Source organism: uncultured Treponema sp. (assembly GCF_946187725.1).
Lineage (GTDB): Bacteria > Spirochaetota > Spirochaetia > Treponematales > Treponemataceae > Treponema_D.
In genome coordinates, this window is the sequence record NZ_CAMHSK010000012.1 from 1 (window position 1) to 16,565 (window position 16,565).

A 16,565-nucleotide genomic window follows, 5' to 3' on the forward strand; every position below is an offset into this window, starting at 1 on the left:
TGGTTCGTAAAAGTTGCTGACCAGCATGACCGCTTGCTCAAGGCAAACAGCCAGATTAAATGGCAGCCTGCCCACATTAAGGATGGCCGCTTCGGAAAATGGCTCGCAGGAAGCCGCGACTGGGCAATCAGCCGAAACCGCTACTGGGGTAACCCGATTCCTATCTGGAGATGTGACGATTGCGGCGAAAAAATCTGTATCGGAAGCCGTGCCGAGCTCAAAGAAAAGAGCGGTGTTGATTTGGACGACCTCCACAAGCAGTTTGTTGATAAAGTAACAATCAAATGTAAGTGCGGCGGAACAATGCACCGAATCCCAGAGGTTTTCGACTGCTGGTTCGAGTCTGGTTCAATGCCTTATGCTCAGCAGCATTATCCGTTTGAAAATAAAGAGTATTTCGAAAAGCATTTCCCTGCTGATTTCATTTCAGAGGGACTTGATCAGACTCGCGGATGGTTCTATACGCTCACAATCCTTGCGGCAGAACTTTTCGATACTCCGGCTTTCAAAAACTGTATCGTAAACGGTCTTGTTCTTGCTGAAGATGGACGCAAAATGTCTAAGTCTTTGAAGAACTACACTGACCCTGTTGAGGCAATCAACATGTTCGGTGCCGACGCTCTCCGTCTCTTCCTTACACATTCTGCTGTCGTAAAGGCTGATGATTTGCGCTATTCAGATAATGGCGTCCGCGAAGTTCTCAAGAACATTCTCATTCCTCTTTGGAGCGGATATTCATTCTTTGTAACTTACGCAAATATCGATAATTACACTGCAAAAGGCAGCGTTTTCGAGGGCTTAAAGCCTTCAAATCCTCTCGATGCATGGATTGTTTCAATCACTCAGAAAATGGTCAAAGATGTTACCGAAGCATTAGATGACTACGATTTGAGTTCTGCTATTGATCCTCTGATTAACTTTATCGACCAGCTTAACAACTGGTACATCCGCCGAAGCCGCCGCCGATTCTGGAAGAGTGAAAACGATAGCGACAAGTCTGAGGCATATGAATCACTTTACTATGCGCTCAAATCATTCTCACTTGTTGCGGCTCCGTTCATTCCGTTCGTAACAGAAAGCATGTGGCAGAATCTTCGCACTGAAAACGATCCTGAATCTGTCCATCTTGCTGATTTCCCGGTTTACAATGCAGCACTTCGTGATGAAAAACTTGAGTTCCGCATGGATACTGTTCAAAAGGCTGTTTCAATGGGACGAAGCCTCAGAAACCAGTTCAACCTCAAAAACCGTCAGCCATTGGCTTCTACACAGCTTGTTACTCGAAATGCAGATGAGAGAAGCGTTCTCGAAAGCATGATTGATACAATCCGTGAAGAACTCAATGTTAAGGAAGTAATCTTCCATGAGCGCGAGGATGAGCTTGTCGAATACAAAGCAAAGGCAAACTTTAAGGTTCTTGGAAAAGAGCTCGGCGCAAAAATGAAGGCAGCCGCAGCTAAAATCAAAGAACTTAAAAACGAAGCAATTGCTGAAATCCTTGGCGGAAAGAAAGTCTCTCTCGATGTCGATGGACAGAGCGTTGACTTGAATACAGATAAAATTATTGTTGAGCGTATCGAAAAAGAAGACCTCAAAGTCATCAATGATGGTACGCTCACAGTCGGTCTTGATACAAAAGTCACTGACGAACTTAAAAAAGAAGGCTACATCCGTGATCTTATCCGCGGAATCCAGAACCTTCGCAAAGAGAGCGGATTTGAAGTCACTGATAGAATCAAGCTCTTTGTTTCAGGAGATTCTGATTTGAAAGATGCTTTCTCAAAATTCAAGGACTTCGTTGCAGGTGAAACTCTTGCCACAGTTCAGGAATGGAAGGATACACTTTCAAAACCTGCTTCTGTAGAGGCCGATGACAAAACATGGAGCATTTCTATTGAGAAGGCTTAAGCTTGCAAAACTTGCGGCAGTCGCTGTGATTACCGCAAGTTTCTTTTCATGTAAGTCTGCACCCGAACTCAATCCTGTTGACGCGTTTGATGTTCTTGAACCGGGGTTAGCAATGTATCTTTCTGTGCCAGTTCAGCCAAATATTGATTTTGTTACGCTGGCAGTTCAGAATCTTGCAAAAATTTCTGAAAATGATGCTAGAAAAATCACGGAACGGCTTGAAACGGCTTATATCGCAGTGGACTCGGATGGTGAAATTCAACTTTCTGCAAGCGGAAATATTCCTACAGCTTTCGTTGGACTTGCTTTACGAGAAAAGAACGGGTGGAAGGGTGGAATTGTTGAGCAGCAGACTGTTTACACTCATCAGCAGACTCAGTATCAGCTTTGTCTGCCTTCTTCCTCTAATGCCTTTTTGTCCAGAAAAATCGAACCTATGGTCAAAAAGTACAATGATATTGCTTTTGCAACTTTCCAGGAAAATAAACCGTCAAAGGTTGAAGCATATAATCTGAATCTGCTTTCATCGCGTCTTACTGAAAAAACTTATCGTTTTTTGCATGAAGAATTGGCCGCTGACATAAAGTTGTATTCTCCAAAACCGCAGGTTTTTACAAAGGTCTTTCTCGGTTCCGAAATAGGCGTTCCTGTAAATTCTGTTTTTGCCGAGCTTTCTCAATATCAGGGTGTAAAAGAACAGTTTAATGTAAAACTGATTTTGAATCTTGCTGAAGCTCGTACTGTTAAGGCAACTATTGCCATGATGAAAATTGCTTTCTTTGGCAGTGGTATTCCCGCAAAAATTACCCAGACAGGGCCGTCTCAGATAACGATTATTGATTTACCAGTTACACAAGAACAAATCTTCTTTTTAATCCGGTAGTTTTAATGAAAAAGTTCCTTATAAAATTATTTTTTCTTAGTTCTGCAGTTTCTCTTTTTTCCTGTGCATCGTCTTCTCTTCGTGTGCCAGGTGAATCTAAAATCATTCTAAAAAATCTTGCAAACGAATATAACCAGCTTGCAGACGGTTATCTTGAAATAAAAAATTACAGTAAAGCCGCTGAATATTACAAACTTGCAATGCGAAATGAAGATTTGTATCTAACGGCATATTATAAACTTGCCAGATGTTATGCGCTCGCCAAGGACTGGGAAAATGCACGGGAAGCTTATACTTTTCTCTTAAATCTTGATAAAGAGAATACGCAATTAAAAACATCCCTTGCTTATATCACGGTTATGAGTGGTAATATAGACGATGGAATTAATCAGTATCGGGATTTACTTTCCCTAAATCCATATAATGAAAATCTTCTTGAATCTTTTGTTGCGCTTCTGATAAATGCGGGGCGTGGCGAAGATGCCGAAGAGTCTTTTTTTACCTTAAAAGAGAAATTCCCAGACAATAAGCAGATTACAACTTTTGCACAGCAGCTTTCTGAAATCGTAGACAATTTCAATGCTGACCGTGCTATTCCCCGCTAACTTCTCTGTATTTTTCAGGATTTACCCTGAATGCAACAATTGGCGAATCAGGGTCTTGTGAAGCATATTCCAAGGCCTGATTAGCTTCAAGCGAGACTCGTTCTGCATCAACATTTCTTCCGCTTACAGACGATATACCGATTGAAACCTCGTTTACGGCATTATTGTCTTTAAGGAAATCTGCGACTTTGTTGTAAACTTCTTCAAAAATATCGACAGCCGCTTGTAAATCGACTCCGCGCAAAATTGTAGCGTATGCATCAGCTTTATACTCAAAGAGAAGAACTTTGCTTTGAACGGTCTTGAGAATAGAGATAATTTCCTGCGAGATAAAATTGCCTCGGTCCAGACCGTTGATTTTAATGAGTACGAGAACAGCCTGGCCTTCGTTTTTGATGACTTCATTTAGTTTCTGATTCAGGCTTGCCTGGAAATACAGATTGGTAATTGGTGACAAGTCAGCATTTTCTGTATTTTCAGTTTTTTCGTCGAGTTGTATTTCAATCTTTGGTTCTTCAAAATCAAAATCCTGTTCTTCAGAAACGGGCTGAGTGTTGCTTTCAGGCTCGTTTTGGAAGATTTGTGTTTCTGGTTCATCAAACGATACTGATTTTTCGATTTCGTCTGGTTTTTCGCTAAAGAGTGAATCTGAAAGAAAATTCCCGTCTGAAAACTCTTGATTTGCCTGTTCAAACTGGTCGATTATATCAAGCCCTTTTTCATCTTCGGGCTGTTCTGCGACTGTTTCGATATTTTCTTCATCGCGGATGATTTTTTCTGGATCAAAAATTGGGTTTTCTGATTTTAAAGGCTGGTTGTCATCAAAAGAAATTGTAATAACTTCTTCTGAATTCGATTTTTCTTCGACAGGAGCTTTTTCGGCTGGTTTTGAATCAGCTACAATTTCTTTTTGTTCTGGAATTGATTTTTCTTCTGTTTTATTGCTTACTGGTTCAGGGGCAGCAACTGCTCTTTCTGAAGCTTTGTTTTCCATTATTGGGCGGTAAGTTTGAGTTTTTCGCTTTGAAGGTGTGTAAGAAATCGTTGAATCTTTTGAAAGTGAATCGGAAAGTACAAGGAAAATTCCAACAGCGATTGTGCCGGCCAGAATCAGCAGGAAAGCTACCTTTGAATGATTGTAAATTGAAAGCGGCTTCATCAGATAAATCGATGCTTTTAGAGTAAAACATGTATTTTCAAGACTGATGCTCTCGGTATATGATTTTATGAGTTCTGGAGAGGGAATTGTGAAAATTTCTGGCGGATATGAATAGACAAGATTCCCGTTGACTTCAAGTTTGAGTGATGAAAAGTCATCAATGTTACCGATTGCGTGGATAAAACTGTTTGAGAATTCAGGGCTGCCGTAAGCGTTGCGTGAGAAGTTTTCTTTTGTGTCGTTGAGTAATTTTTCGAAGCGCGAGTCGGCGTTCTGTGTTCCAGTTTTTTTGTCTATGTAAATGCCTGCTCCGAACCAGACGATTGCTGTTAAAAAAAGGATGATACTTATACTTGAAATAATAGTGATTGGCTTTTTCATACTCTTTCAGTATAACTTAATGTTTTAAGGTATGCAATAAAAGCCTTGTCTTTTCCCATTTTTGCGATCAGAGGAAGGAGAGTCATGAGAGCGTAAGATTTTTCGTCAATCTCTCTTTCGTTTTTGAATGCTTGCTTTAATTCATTGCAATACTTAGATTTAAATGATTTGAGGCTGAATTTACCTTCTTCGCTGGAATTTTGCTTTTCATCAGGATTTTTTGAGTTTTCCATGAAATCTTTGAGGGAATCTTTGTATGCTTCAAGAATTTCCGTGGTTATTGCATTCTCAGAAAGTTTTTTTGTCTCAGTCCGGAACATGATTTTTGTGTATAATTTTTCGGCTCCGTCAAATCGGTTTGATTTTGAGTAAAACTGATTTTCGAGATAGGTTCCCCGGCAATATGGTTTTCCGCCGATATAAGCAAAATCTGCGCCAAAAAATTCGATTTTATCGTCTGAAAAACCGAGTTTTCGTGCAAGACTGGCAGCTGCAATAGTAACGGTGCCGCTTCCTGCATTCAAATGTTCGAAATTATGCTTTCCATCGAAGAAAGAGGCATACTGTGCGAGCGGATGTCCGCTTTCAAAAAAGATAAAATTTGCTGATTTTTTGAGGACTTTTCTTACTGCGGAAGTTGCGGCACACAAATCAAAGGCATAGAGCGTATCAGCAGAAAGATTTTCCATATAATGCTCATGTGAAACTTGCTGTCCGTCAATTGAGACAACCGCATCGCATTTAATTTTCTGTTTTTCCAGTGCAGAAAATGCGGTATCGGTCGCAATTATGAAATAATCATTTTGATTTTCTTTAAGCCGGTAAATTTGCTCATCAAGACTTGGACCGGCGGCAATTACAGCGGCTTTTTTCTTTTTTTCTGCAATCTTTTGAATTTGGTTGAAAGAACATGCTTTTTCTGCCAGCGAGAGGTTTGACAAGATATTTTTTTGCCAGATTTTACCAAAATGACTTTGCACCGAAAAATCCTGCGCGAGGAGCTTGATTGCCTGAGTGATTTTTTCGCGTGCCGCTTTTGCCTCTTCTGTAAAAATATTTTCCCATTGGCGGAGAGAAAGAATTGAAAGATTGCCATGAAGCGCGGGTTTGTATGATTCTAGAATTTTTTGAGAAATATCTGTTAAAGTTGAAAATTGCACCTGACTGTTTTTTGAAAGTTCTTTAACCTGCGGAATTTGCTCTAAAAAAGTTAGGGATTGTTCGTCTTTTTCGAGCACAAGGATTTTTGATTCTGGAAATCTTTCAAGAAGGGCTGAAATGTGGTATCCGCCTGCAAGTCCAAGAACAATAAAAAAAGAGCACGAATCCGAAGCCGTTGAAGCAAAGCCTTGAGCTTCCCTAATCGGATTATATTTTGAGTGAAGTGAAATCTCGGCTCCTGTTTCGGTATTCCTGCAAAACGGAATTTCGTTACCGTCTTTTGCAGTTTCTATCTTATAATATGAATATGCGTTCATTTCAAATTTCTCTCAGCCTGATTTTTTGAACTGAAAATCAACTTTGCGCAGTCTTTCAGTAATTTTTCTGTCTTTTCTTCAAGATTCGATTTAAGTGTCAATCGTTTTTCTTCGGAAAGTTCCCGTTTGATTAGAATCGTATCCATCGGAAAAACTTCGTTCTGAAACTTCTGTGTTTTTGAGATTTCGCGAAGTTTATTTAATAGAAGATTTTCTCTTTCTTCTCCATGAATGCCTTCGTTTCTTTGTATGAATTCTGGTTTTTTAGATTCTCGATGAACAGTTTCATTTTTCTTAAAGTCTTCCCAGTTAACTTCTGATATTTCGCCTAGAGAAAAGTCATATTTTAAATTGTCAGAAAGTCGGAAAACTCTCTTTGAAAAGCGGGATGAATTCGAGACGAACCATTGGCGGTAAATTTCAAGTACAGCCGCTGAATTGAATCGGGATTTTGTGATTCGTGTCTCTGCCGTGGAAAGCCTAAAATCTTTTTTAGCGTTGTCAATTTCAAGTGCATTTGGCTGAGTGTGCTGAAAAGAAGGTGAAGGGCACTGATCCAAACCGCAGAGATAAATTTTACCGTTTGTAAGAGAATGTGCAAAACAGAGGGCGGTTCCCGCAACAGTGCCGTTTCGTTCAGACAGCATGTATGGAACGGAAATTGTATCGAGAAAATCTCTTTCAAGACCATCATCATAGCACAGCGGAATTATTTTATTTTCATTAAGCAATTTTATTGGTGCCGCACTTTCTGCCTCAAGTGCAAAAAACGGCTTAGAAGCATTTCCTGGAAAGGCGAGGTGCTTTTTTGCCCAAAAACCGCCGTCACTGGAAATCAAAATGTCGGGCTGTATTCCATTTTTTGACAACGGCATAAAAGCAGATGAAAGTGCGATTAAAAAAAATGAGTCACGGTATTTTTTGAGGTAGGGCAGTGAAGATTTTAAGCTGGGACCAGAGGCCGCTATTATGACCGGTGAATCGCCTTTTTCAAGAGTGAATCCGTAATTAATGTTTTTTGCGAAAATGAGTGAATTTTTAAGCCAGCGTTTTGAAAAATATGCTCTGGTTCCGATGACATCACGGGCTTTAAGAATTGCTTTTTTTAATGAGGACCATACCTCAAATGATTCTTCGGGAAAAACTGACTTTGAAGGCTGCCAGTCAAAGGCGAGACTTGAAATGAGCAGTTCCTCACCGAGTGCATTGAAGAGAACTTCTTCTAAAGAAATGATATTCTGCTTTTCCAGATAAAAAACTTTGTCCCAAAGATAGTCAGTTTGTGAAAAATCTTTACAATAACGGATTGCACATATTTTTGCGTTTGGGAAACGATTTTTTAGAAACTGAGCACAGTAAGAAAGCGCTGGTTCGAGTATAAAAATGCAAAGAGGGGAAAAATCCGCCTGTAGATTCGCGGCAAATTTTTCTCCCTCATTTTTGGGATTGTATTTTGAATGTAGATATTTCCCTTGAAAACAGCATGTAAGTTCGCCTGACTTGCTGTTTTCAAAAATCAGATTGGGAGACATTGCTTAACCCTTGCAAAGAAAATCAAGCGTGCCTTTTTTGTTTGGACACAGACCTGCTGAAAGCAGAAGAATCTGTTTAGTGGCCTTTAGTCCGAGAAGTGCAATGAGAGTTCGGCCGATGTGATAGGCGAGAAGCTGTTCATCTTCTTCATCTTTTGCGAACATAACAACCTTGATTTCTCCGCTTGAACTGCCGATGTTGGAACAATTTGGCGCTCTGAAAAGAGGCGCAACGATTGTCTGTGCAGCGTCCGTGATTGACTGCACGACGAGTTTACGCAGCTCGTCACCGGGGAGTTCGATGCCTGCAAGTTCTTCATCAATACAGACCTTGAGTGAAAGAATATAAAGTCTGCTTTCGGAAATTTCGAGCCCAGTGTCAATGTTCTTTTCAAATTTGGCGATAATTTTCTTTTCTTGACGCTTGAATTCAATGATATTTTTGAGCATTACTGCGGCTTCTGAAGCAGGTGCCAGATTGATGTCATCATCTTCATCAAGTTCAATAAGAACAAAAATATGCGGATTGTCTTTATTCCTGAATGGAAGGAAGAAAATCTTATTGATGTTTACGAAAATATCGTCATCAAAAAGACCGTCAAATTTGTCAAGTTCGTTAAAATCTCTGGAGAAGCACTGCCACTCAAAGGCACGGGAAAGCGTTGTCATCCAGTATTCCTGTGTCTCTGTAAGAAGAGCCATTTCTCTTGCAGTAAAGCCGACAGATTCAGTTACATAATAGAACTTTCCGTCTGAAGTGCTGCATGGTGAGAGAATTGCCGCCCGAACAAAACCAGAGCGTTTTGCCCATTTTGAAAAAGTCGGTGTTACATCAGCGAGAACTCTTTGCGCTCTTTTTAAGAGACCGCTGTTTGCGGCCAAGTATTCTGTTGTATCCATTAGTCAAGCCCCAGCTCTTTGAACAGTTTCTTGTAAGTTTCAAACTGCTCTGACTGTGCGAACTCAGCGATTTTTTCTTCGGGAAGATTTTCCAAAAGCTGATCCATATATGAAAGAACCGATTTGATTTCTTTCTGTAAGTTGACCGGAATTGAAGATTGAACTGGATTAGCGTTTTCTTCTTCTTCGCGGTTTCTATTGTTTTCTTCTGCGAGTGCTGCTTCTGAAGAGAGGAGGTTATCAAGTTCATGTTCGCTGATTGAAATTCCGCTTGATTCTTCTTCTTCGCCTGAATCAGCTTCGTCTTCTGTATACTCGGCTTCAGATTCTGTGAAATTGCCCTCTGATGCTGTTTCACCTTCATCAGAAATTTGGGTTTCTGATTCTGCAACCTCTTCTTCTACAGTAGCTTCTGCACTTGCTGCTTTCTGACTGTCTTCTTCTTCAAATACGAATGGCTCGTCAACAAGATTTGTGCTTTCAGCTTCTGCAGGAGCAGTCTCCGTTTCAACTTCAAAGGCTGGCGATTCTGCATCTTCTTCTGACAAATCAGCACTGTCTGAAGAATCAAATACAAGCGCTTCTTCTTCGCCTTCAAGAAGTGAATCTGCTGAATTTTCTTCGGCTATGAGATTTTCACTGCTTGATTCAACAAGAATGTCGTCTGTTTTTGGAACGAGGATTTCTTCTGGAAGGTCTTCATCTGCGACATTTGTATCGATATTATCAAGAATCGGTTCCTCAATGCTGTCATTTGAAAAATCAAGTGATTCTTCTGGTTCTTCTTCAACTGATTCTGTAACTTCTTCGCCAGAAACTGATTCTTCTGGTTCTTCAAGAACGGCTTCAGAGACATCGCTTGACTGAGCTTCAATTGCCTGTGCATTTTCTTCAACGAGTTCAACATTATTAAGGATGTTGTCCATTTCATCGAGAGAAAGGGCAATTGTGTCATCTTCGTCATCATCTGAGAAGAATCCACCGCTTGATTCCTGTTCTGCTGGTTCTTCAACCGGAATATCAAAGCTGCTTTCTGATTCTTCAACTGCTTCGACCGCTGGAGCGGCAGGAGAAACGGCTTCTTTATTTTTGAGCTCTTCGAATTCGGTTTTGAGGTTTGAAATCTCACTTCTGAGGGAAGAAAGCTCTGATGCAATCTGGCTGAGAATGCTGTTTGCTGCCGCACTGATTTCTGCATCCTGTTTTGGAGCTTCTGGAGAAGCTTCAGGTTCAGGAGCGGGTTTTTCTTCTACAGGTTCATTTTCTGTTACGGCTTCTTCAATTGTATTTAAAGATTCTTCGGCGACAGGTTCTTCAAAAGCAGGTTCTGCTTCTGGTTCGGCAGATGAATCTTCAAAGATTTCATCAGGTAAGGTTTCTGGAATAGGTTCTTCTTCGATTTCAGGCTCTGTAAATGAAATGCTTTCTTCTGCAACAGGTTCTTCAACAATTGTTGCTTCTTCTGAAACTGCGCTTGTGAAGGCATCATCCGGCGGAAGTTCAAATGGATTTTCTGCCGGAATTTCGGCTGTTTCTGAAGATTCAAAGCTTTCTGTTTCTGGAAGTGCTGATTCTGAAATATCAACTGAGGTTTCTTCAAATACAGGTTCTTCCATATCAACAACATCGATTGTTTCCTGAACTACAGGTTCTTTTGTTACAGAAGGTTCATCGAGTTCGTCTGAAATGGCCGGCTCTGAGAAATCTGCGGTTTCAAATGAATTGACTTCTTCTGATGCAGCTGGTTCTGATGCTCCAACAGGCACTTCTTCGCTTACGAATGAATCGCTTTCAATGCTTTCTGCCGGTTCAGAAAAATCAACTGTTTCTTCTGGAACTGCCTCTGTTTCTACTGCAGGTTCTGCTGAATCTGATGGAACCGCATCGTTAAGTGAAGTGATTTCGCCATTTTCATCCTGAATTGAATCCATGATTGAATCAAGGTCAAAATCATCGTCGTCCTGAGTTGTGAATACTGATGAAGACTGTTCTTCTTCGCTTGAAGACTCTGAAGTTTCGCTTTGCATTGAAAGACTTGGAACCTCATCGGCATCACCGCCGGAAACTTCTGTTTCCTGGACAGTCTCTTCTGCTGCTGGAGCAGAAACCTCTGGTTCATCTGCTGAAACAGAGAATCCTTCGTCTTCCTGTTTTGATTCGGTTGAGTTGCTTTCTGCTGGCTGTGGTTCGTTATCTGCGTTTATGTCAAAACCAAAGGAATCGAGTGAAATTTCTTCGGTGCCGTCATCGTTGATTTTTGGTGCGCTTGCTTCTGGTTCCTGAGCTGGGGAAGCTTCTGATGAGCCTGATGAATCGTCACTGAAATCAACTCCGAATTCGCTTAAATCAACACTTTCTGAACCGTCATCAGAAACAGAACTGCTTTCACCCGATGATGAAGAATCATCGCCAAAATCAATTCCGAAATCACTTAAATCAACTTCTTCGGAACCCGGAACATCTGCGACCGGTGCTGATGAAGAAGATGATGATGAGGCTGAAGAAGATGCTGAATCGTCGAATGAAAGGTCAATGTCAATCGGACCATCATCGGAAAGGGAAGGTGCTTCAGAAATGCTTGGAGAATCGGAAATTGAAACATCACTTGAAACACCGAAATCTTCTGAAACATCAACTGTTTCTTCGGCTGGAGTGCTTTCAGGTGCGCTTGGTGCCGGTGAAGAATTCTGTTCGTCACCCTCGAAAACTCCTCCCTCGATAAATTCATCAAGTGAGATTTCCTCGCTTTCTCCTGAAGGAGCGGGGGAACTTGTTTCTTGTTCTGAAGGCATTGCACCCATTTCGGCGATATTTGCAAGCTCGTCTGCTGAAAGTGCAGTTTCGTCTGCTCCAAAATCACCGTCATTGCCTTCATCTACCACATCAATTGCGGAAAAATCCGGTAAATCGCTGTCTATGCTGCTGGAATCTGTATTATCGCTAATGTCGCCTGAATCAGACAAAAAGTCCATATTTCCTTCAATTTCAGATGAAACTGTGCGCGGCGGTTTTTTAACCCAAACGCCGTAATTGTCAAGTTCATTTGTTTTATCTGAATCACTCATATTGTTCCCCTTAAAGTGAAATTGGAAAGCCAGTGTATGCTTTCTATAAGAAAATCTTAGATATATTATCGGTATTTTTCTTCTAAAAATTACACCTTATCCATTTATTGTATCATACATATCAAAGAAAAGTCCAATTTTTTTAATAAAAGTTTTAGAATTTTGTTAGTCCCGCCGATATTCAAAAAGCTATGATAAAAATGTTCAGGATTCTCACTGCAGCCCTTGCCGGTACTGCAATTTATGTCCTTGTCTCGTTTACATGCGGCACGGACGGAATTTGGGCAGACGGACAGCTCCGCGAACAGAAAAGAATCCTCAGCGCCCGTGCTGATGAAATTCAGAAAATTCATGACAGTCTCTCTCTTGAATATACGGCTCTGGAAAAAGATCCTGATGTAATCGCGGGATTTGCCAGAAAAATGGGGTATGTTCGTGATGGAGAGAAAGTTGTTAAAATCAACGGGCTTATTTCTATCGACGAATACCATTTTGAAACGGGAACGCCAATCAAGTCTGTTGACCCTTACTCGCTTCCAGAATGGTTTTGCAAAGTCTCAGGGCTTCTGATGTTCTTTGTGACCTATCTTTATTTGATTGTGAAGGATTTCAGGCCTAAGGATGCCGCTGTTAAAAAGAATAAGGTGAAAATAAAGGGGATTCCAGTCTATGATTTGCCGCAAGTGTGATGATGAGTCAAGCCAGATTGCAGTTGATTACCTCAGAAGGGGAAAAATTGTCGTTCTTCCAACCGATACTGTCTACGGATTTTCAGGCATTGTTGACGGAAGACATTACTCTTTCCATACCAATGAAAAAATCTGCCAGATAAAGGGCAGGGATGAAAAAAAACATCTGATTCAGCTTCTCGCAAAACCTGAAGATATAAAGAAATATACACGGGATGTGATTCCTGAAAACCTTCTCGAAAAATGGCCTGGTCCTCTTTCAATCATAGTGCATACCTTCGCAAAAGACGGAAATTTTGAGACGACTGCTTTCCGTTGCCCGGGTGATGAATGGCTTCGCGGTGTGATTGCACGATGCGGCGCTCCGATTTATTCAACAAGCGTGAATCGAAGTGGCAGTGCGACTCTTGATAATATTCAGCAGATAAAAAATGAATTTGGAAAAGAAGTTGACCTGATTGTCGATGACGGTGACAAAAGAAACGGAATTCCTTCGACGATTGTTGCAATAGATGAAAGCGGGAATGTAAAAGTAATACGACAGGGAGCTTTAGAAATTAGCAATTAGGAATTAGCAATGAGCAATTTTTGAAAAACTGCTGGATGGATGCAACTATCTTCTGCTCCAGCTGGAATTTACTGTTCCTGGTTCGGTACCATCATTCGTCTGGATGATGGTATTTTTTATGCCTTCGAGCGTGTCGGCTGAGGTAAGTGAGAAATTCCATTTGATTGGGGATGCAGTTGCTGCACATGCGAGGGCCTGTTCTCTTGGAAGTTCCGGGAAGAAAGATGCATTTGACTTTCCGACCTGAGAGATTTCAAGGTTGGTGTTCATGCCGTCGATGGTGGCGTTTTTGACAGAGATTTTGATGTTCATTGTGGCGCCGTTCTTGAATATGACGAAACCTCGCCCTCCGCGGAGAATTATTATTTTGTCGGCGAAAGGTTCTCCGCTCCAGGTTCCCGCAAGTGATTCGATATCGACGCCTGTCTTAAAATCAGCTTCGAGATTTGCCTTGTCTGCATTTGCGAATTCGGGGGCAGGTGATTTTAAGTCTGAGAGGACTTTTTCGATTGCAGTTTTTGCTCCGACAAGAATCTTATAATAAGACTCGTAAACTGCTGAAACCGTGTGCGTAATTCCGTCTGAAGAGGTAACGACACTGAATCGGCATTGCCAGACTGTCTGCCCGGAATCGTTTTTCTGGTCGTTTACTTCTGCATAGAAGCGGACTTTTGCATTTGTATCTATAAAATGTGGAAGTGATTCGGAGGCTTTGCTTAAATCAGGACGCTTGTCATCAACGGTGATTCCGTCAATTGATTTTAACTGATTGAAAAAAACATCCTGTGCCATTTTGAGCATGTTTGAATCGGAAGACGAGGAAACAACGCCGTAATAATCAACCAGAAAATCTTCTGCCTGAGGCGCCGCTATTGGACTGAGAATCATAAATATGAGGCAAAGAAGCCTTTCTTTTATGACAGGACTCTTCAATTCACCTTTCTCCGATAGACAGCTTATGACAAGTCTTTTCTGAAATCCCTTGCCATATCCCTGTCTAAATCACGCTGTTTTATTGTCTCACGCTTGTCGTAGAGCTTTTTACCTTTGCATACGCCGAGTGTGAGCTTGACCCTGCCTTTTTTGAGATAGAAATCAAGCGGAATGAGGGTGAAGCCCTTTTCATCGACTTTTCTCGAAAGCCGTTTGATTTCTTCTTTATGAAGCAGAAGCCGTTTTTTTCTGTCCGGGTCATGATTGAACACAGAAGAATATTTGTATTCTGAAATGTGGAAATTCCGCATCCAGACCTCTCCATTTATAATTTCGGCAAAAGAATCCGCAAAGGACACATTTCCTGCCTTTACAGACTTAACTTCTGTTCCTTCAAGTTCAATTCCACATTCGTAGCTTTCTTCTACGAAATAATTGAACCTGGCTTTTTTGTTCTGTGCAATAATCTTAACTTCTTCGGACATATCTTCTAATTATAAGCATAACAATCTGAACTTTCAACCGTTTCAAAAATTGTAGACTTTTCATGTCTTCTTTGCTATTCTATCCGCATGGAAAAAAATATATACGCGATTTCATATAAATTAAGGCGGGAACTTGAACGCAAAATCCTTTCTGTTCTCGGCATTGTCCTTTTGTTTTTTCTGATTGTTTCCCTTTTTTTGAATTTCGTGCTTTTTCCTGTGGCAAATAAATCTGATTCCATGTCGCCGGATATTCCGACCGGAAGCTATGAATTTGTCAGTCCTCTTTCGACAAATCCTGAGCGTGGCGATGTAATTCTTCTCTCAAATTACGAAAAGCCAAATCTCAATCCTGTTAAGCGGGTTTTGCGTCTTATGGCACTTTTTGTCAGCATGAGAAGGTGGCAGCCTTTTGAAGCAAAGCCTGTTTCGGGCACAAGACCTGTTATCCGTCGGGTCGTCGGTATGCCTGGTGATACCATTTATATTGACCATTATGTCGTCTTCATAAAACCTGCCGGCCAAAATCATTTCCTTACAGAATTTGAAGTCACTGAGTCAAAATACAATGCACGAATCCTTGTTCCGCCAGCATTATGGGATGCTGATTTGGGAGCGAAGGCTTCTGTTGAGCCGATTACTCTTGCCTCAGACGAGTATTTTGTTCTAGGCGATGACCGTCTTACTGCAAGCGATTCAAGAATATGGGGGCCGGTCAAGCAGAAAAACATAATCGGTCGGGTGCTCATGCTCTATTTTCCATTCGGCAAATTCAAGCTGCTTTAGTGCGTAGGATTTTGTGAAAGCTTCTCTTTACATTCATATTCCGTTTTGCAAAAAAAAGTGCGATTACTGTGATTTTTTCAGTATCGGTGAGGCGGACAGACGCGGAAAGAAAAATGATTTGAGTGATTCCTATATCTCTTCCATTATAAATGAAACAAGAATTTATGCGGATTTATACGGAATCAGTGAATGGAAGAGCGTATACACTGGCGGTGGAACTCCAAGCCTTCTTTCTCCTCAGCAGAGTATCGATTTGTTTTCTGGAATTAAAAAAATCGCTCCGTTTTCAAAAGATTGTGAAGTCACTTTTGAAATGAATCCCGACGATGTGACTGAATCATTCCTTGATGCCTGTCAGAAAGCGGGCGTAAATCGTCTTTCCATGGGAATTCAGGCACTTGATGATGCGGCCTTGAATGCAGTAAATCGGGGCAGTTCTGTTGAAATAATCATGCGTGCCCTAGAAGCATTAAAAAGTCACTGGAATGGACGACTTTCCGTTGATTTTATCGCGGGCCTTCCAAATCATAAATGGAAGTCTTTTGAAAATCAGTTCGAAATCTTAAAGCAATATCCCAAAATCGATCATGTTTCCCTTTATACCCTGACTGTTGAAGAAAACACGCCTCTGTGGAAAAAAATCGAAGACGGGAAAATAAATTTTTCCTTTGAAAGAGCTGACCGCATGTGGATTAAAGGAAGAAATATCCTTGAGAAAATGGGCTTCATGCAGTACGAGGTTTCGAATTTTTCCAAGAAAGGATTTGAGAGCCGGCACAATCAGACTTACTGGCATCAGGAAAACTATATCGGGGTTGGTGCGGGTGCGAGCGGAACCTGGTATGATTTTGATAAAAAATCAGCCCTCAGATGGACAAACACTCTTTCAATTCCTTCATATATTGAGTCTGCGTTGAACCGAAAAACCGAGCAGCTTGATGAGCAGACCCTTGAATTCGAATTTCTGATGCTTGGCTTCCGTTGTCTTTCAGGTGTGAACGACAGGGATTTTGAGAGAAGATTTGGAAAAAGCCTTGCACAAAGGATTGGGGATGGAATTGAAGGCGGCGTTTTCTCTAAGTGGCAGAAAATGCGCCTTGCGACAAAAACATCCACCCCAAACGGCACGGTTTATGCCCTTAACAGACGCGGAATCCTGCTTTTGAACAGGTTTCTGGAAGAACTGATGTGAT

The 16,565-nt window shown here is 41.1% G+C and carries 14 protein-coding genes; 7 read left to right on the forward strand and 7 right to left on the reverse strand.

All coding sequences use genetic code 11. The annotated features are described in order from the left end of the window. The 3 genes from Q0Q74_RS06490 to Q0Q74_RS06500 form a co-directional block, all read left to right on the forward strand. The coding region (locus tag Q0Q74_RS06490; protein WP_294429492.1) for a DUF5915 domain-containing protein at positions 1–1,908 on the forward strand (1,908 nt) is incomplete at its 5' end. Further along, entirely contained in the window at positions 1,895–2,791 is an 897-nt protein-coding gene (locus tag Q0Q74_RS06495; RefSeq protein ID WP_294429493.1) for a hypothetical protein, read from the forward strand. The genes Q0Q74_RS06490 and Q0Q74_RS06495, both read left to right, overlap by 14 nt. Before the next feature lie 5 nt (positions 2,792–2,796). Continuing rightward, the gene (locus Q0Q74_RS06500; RefSeq protein ID WP_294429494.1) at positions 2,797–3,396 is read left to right on the forward strand and encodes a tetratricopeptide repeat protein; all 600 of its coding nucleotides are present in this window, start codon (positions 2,797–2,799) and stop codon (positions 3,394–3,396) included. On the opposite strand, the gene Q0Q74_RS06505 is transcribed toward Q0Q74_RS06500, so the two are convergent. Genes Q0Q74_RS06505 through Q0Q74_RS06525 form a run of 5 tightly spaced genes read right to left on the reverse strand, consistent with a single transcriptional unit; the run spans position 3,383 to position 11,911 of the window. Further along, positions 3,383–4,936, reverse strand: coding sequence for a hypothetical protein (locus Q0Q74_RS06505; protein ID WP_294429495.1), 1,554 nt, complete (start codon positions 4,934–4,936; stop codon positions 3,383–3,385). The two genes, Q0Q74_RS06500 and Q0Q74_RS06505, sit on opposite strands and share 14 nt — an antisense overlap. Next, positions 4,933–6,414, reverse strand: coding sequence for a 6-hydroxymethylpterin diphosphokinase MptE-like protein (locus Q0Q74_RS06510; protein ID WP_294429496.1), 1,482 nt, complete (start codon positions 6,412–6,414; stop codon positions 4,933–4,935). Before Q0Q74_RS06510 ends, Q0Q74_RS06505 begins: the two co-directional genes overlap by 4 nt. Then, positions 6,411–7,946: a 6-hydroxymethylpterin diphosphokinase MptE-like protein gene (locus Q0Q74_RS06515; protein ID WP_294429497.1), complete on the reverse strand. Its 1,536-nt coding sequence runs from the start codon at positions 7,944–7,946 to the stop codon at positions 6,411–6,413. Before Q0Q74_RS06515 ends, Q0Q74_RS06510 begins: the two co-directional genes overlap by 4 nt. Positions 7,947–7,949: 3 nt before the next feature. Further along, the gene (locus tag Q0Q74_RS06520; RefSeq protein WP_294429498.1) at positions 7,950–8,846 is read right to left on the reverse strand and encodes a hypothetical protein; all 897 of its coding nucleotides are present in this window, start codon (positions 8,844–8,846) and stop codon (positions 7,950–7,952) included. Then, complete coding sequence (locus Q0Q74_RS06525) at positions 8,846–11,911, reverse strand: hypothetical protein (protein ID WP_294429499.1); 3,066 nt, start codon at positions 11,909–11,911, stop codon at positions 8,846–8,848. Before Q0Q74_RS06525 ends, Q0Q74_RS06520 begins: the two co-directional genes overlap by 1 nt. Positions 11,912–12,102: 191 nt before the next feature. On the opposite strand from Q0Q74_RS06525, the gene Q0Q74_RS06530 reads away from it, so the two are divergent. Next, a complete protein-coding gene (locus tag Q0Q74_RS06530; protein ID WP_294429501.1) occupies positions 12,103–12,600 on the forward strand; it encodes a septum formation initiator family protein in 498 nt (165 codons plus the stop codon). Beyond that, entirely contained in the window at positions 12,581–13,168 is a 588-nt protein-coding gene (locus Q0Q74_RS06535) for an L-threonylcarbamoyladenylate synthase (RefSeq protein WP_294429503.1), read from the forward strand. Before Q0Q74_RS06530 ends, Q0Q74_RS06535 begins: the two co-directional genes overlap by 20 nt. 45 nt (positions 13,169–13,213) lie before the next feature. On the opposite strand, the gene Q0Q74_RS06540 is transcribed toward Q0Q74_RS06535, so the two are convergent. Beyond that, positions 13,214–14,056: a hypothetical protein gene (locus Q0Q74_RS06540; protein ID WP_294429504.1), complete on the reverse strand. Its 843-nt coding sequence runs from the start codon at positions 14,054–14,056 to the stop codon at positions 13,214–13,216. 68 nt (positions 14,057–14,124) lie between these two features. After that, positions 14,125–14,586 (reverse strand): SsrA-binding protein SmpB, encoded by a 462-nt coding sequence (smpB, locus tag Q0Q74_RS06545; protein WP_294429505.1) that lies wholly within the window; start codon positions 14,584–14,586, stop codon positions 14,125–14,127. Positions 14,587–14,673: 87 nt separating this feature from the next. On the opposite strand from smpB, the gene lepB reads away from it, so the two are divergent. Together lepB and hemW are read left to right on the forward strand one after the other, a co-directional pair. After that, positions 14,674–15,372 carry a signal peptidase I gene (gene lepB, locus Q0Q74_RS06550; protein ID WP_294429506.1) on the forward strand — a complete coding sequence of 233 codons (699 nt, stop codon included), beginning with the start codon at positions 14,674–14,676 and terminating at the stop codon, positions 15,370–15,372. Positions 15,373–15,385: 13 nt separating this feature from the next. Continuing rightward, positions 15,386–16,564, forward strand: coding sequence for a radical SAM family heme chaperone HemW (gene hemW, locus Q0Q74_RS06555; RefSeq protein WP_294429507.1), 1,179 nt, complete (start codon positions 15,386–15,388; stop codon positions 16,562–16,564). Position 16,565: the final 1 nt, after the last annotated feature.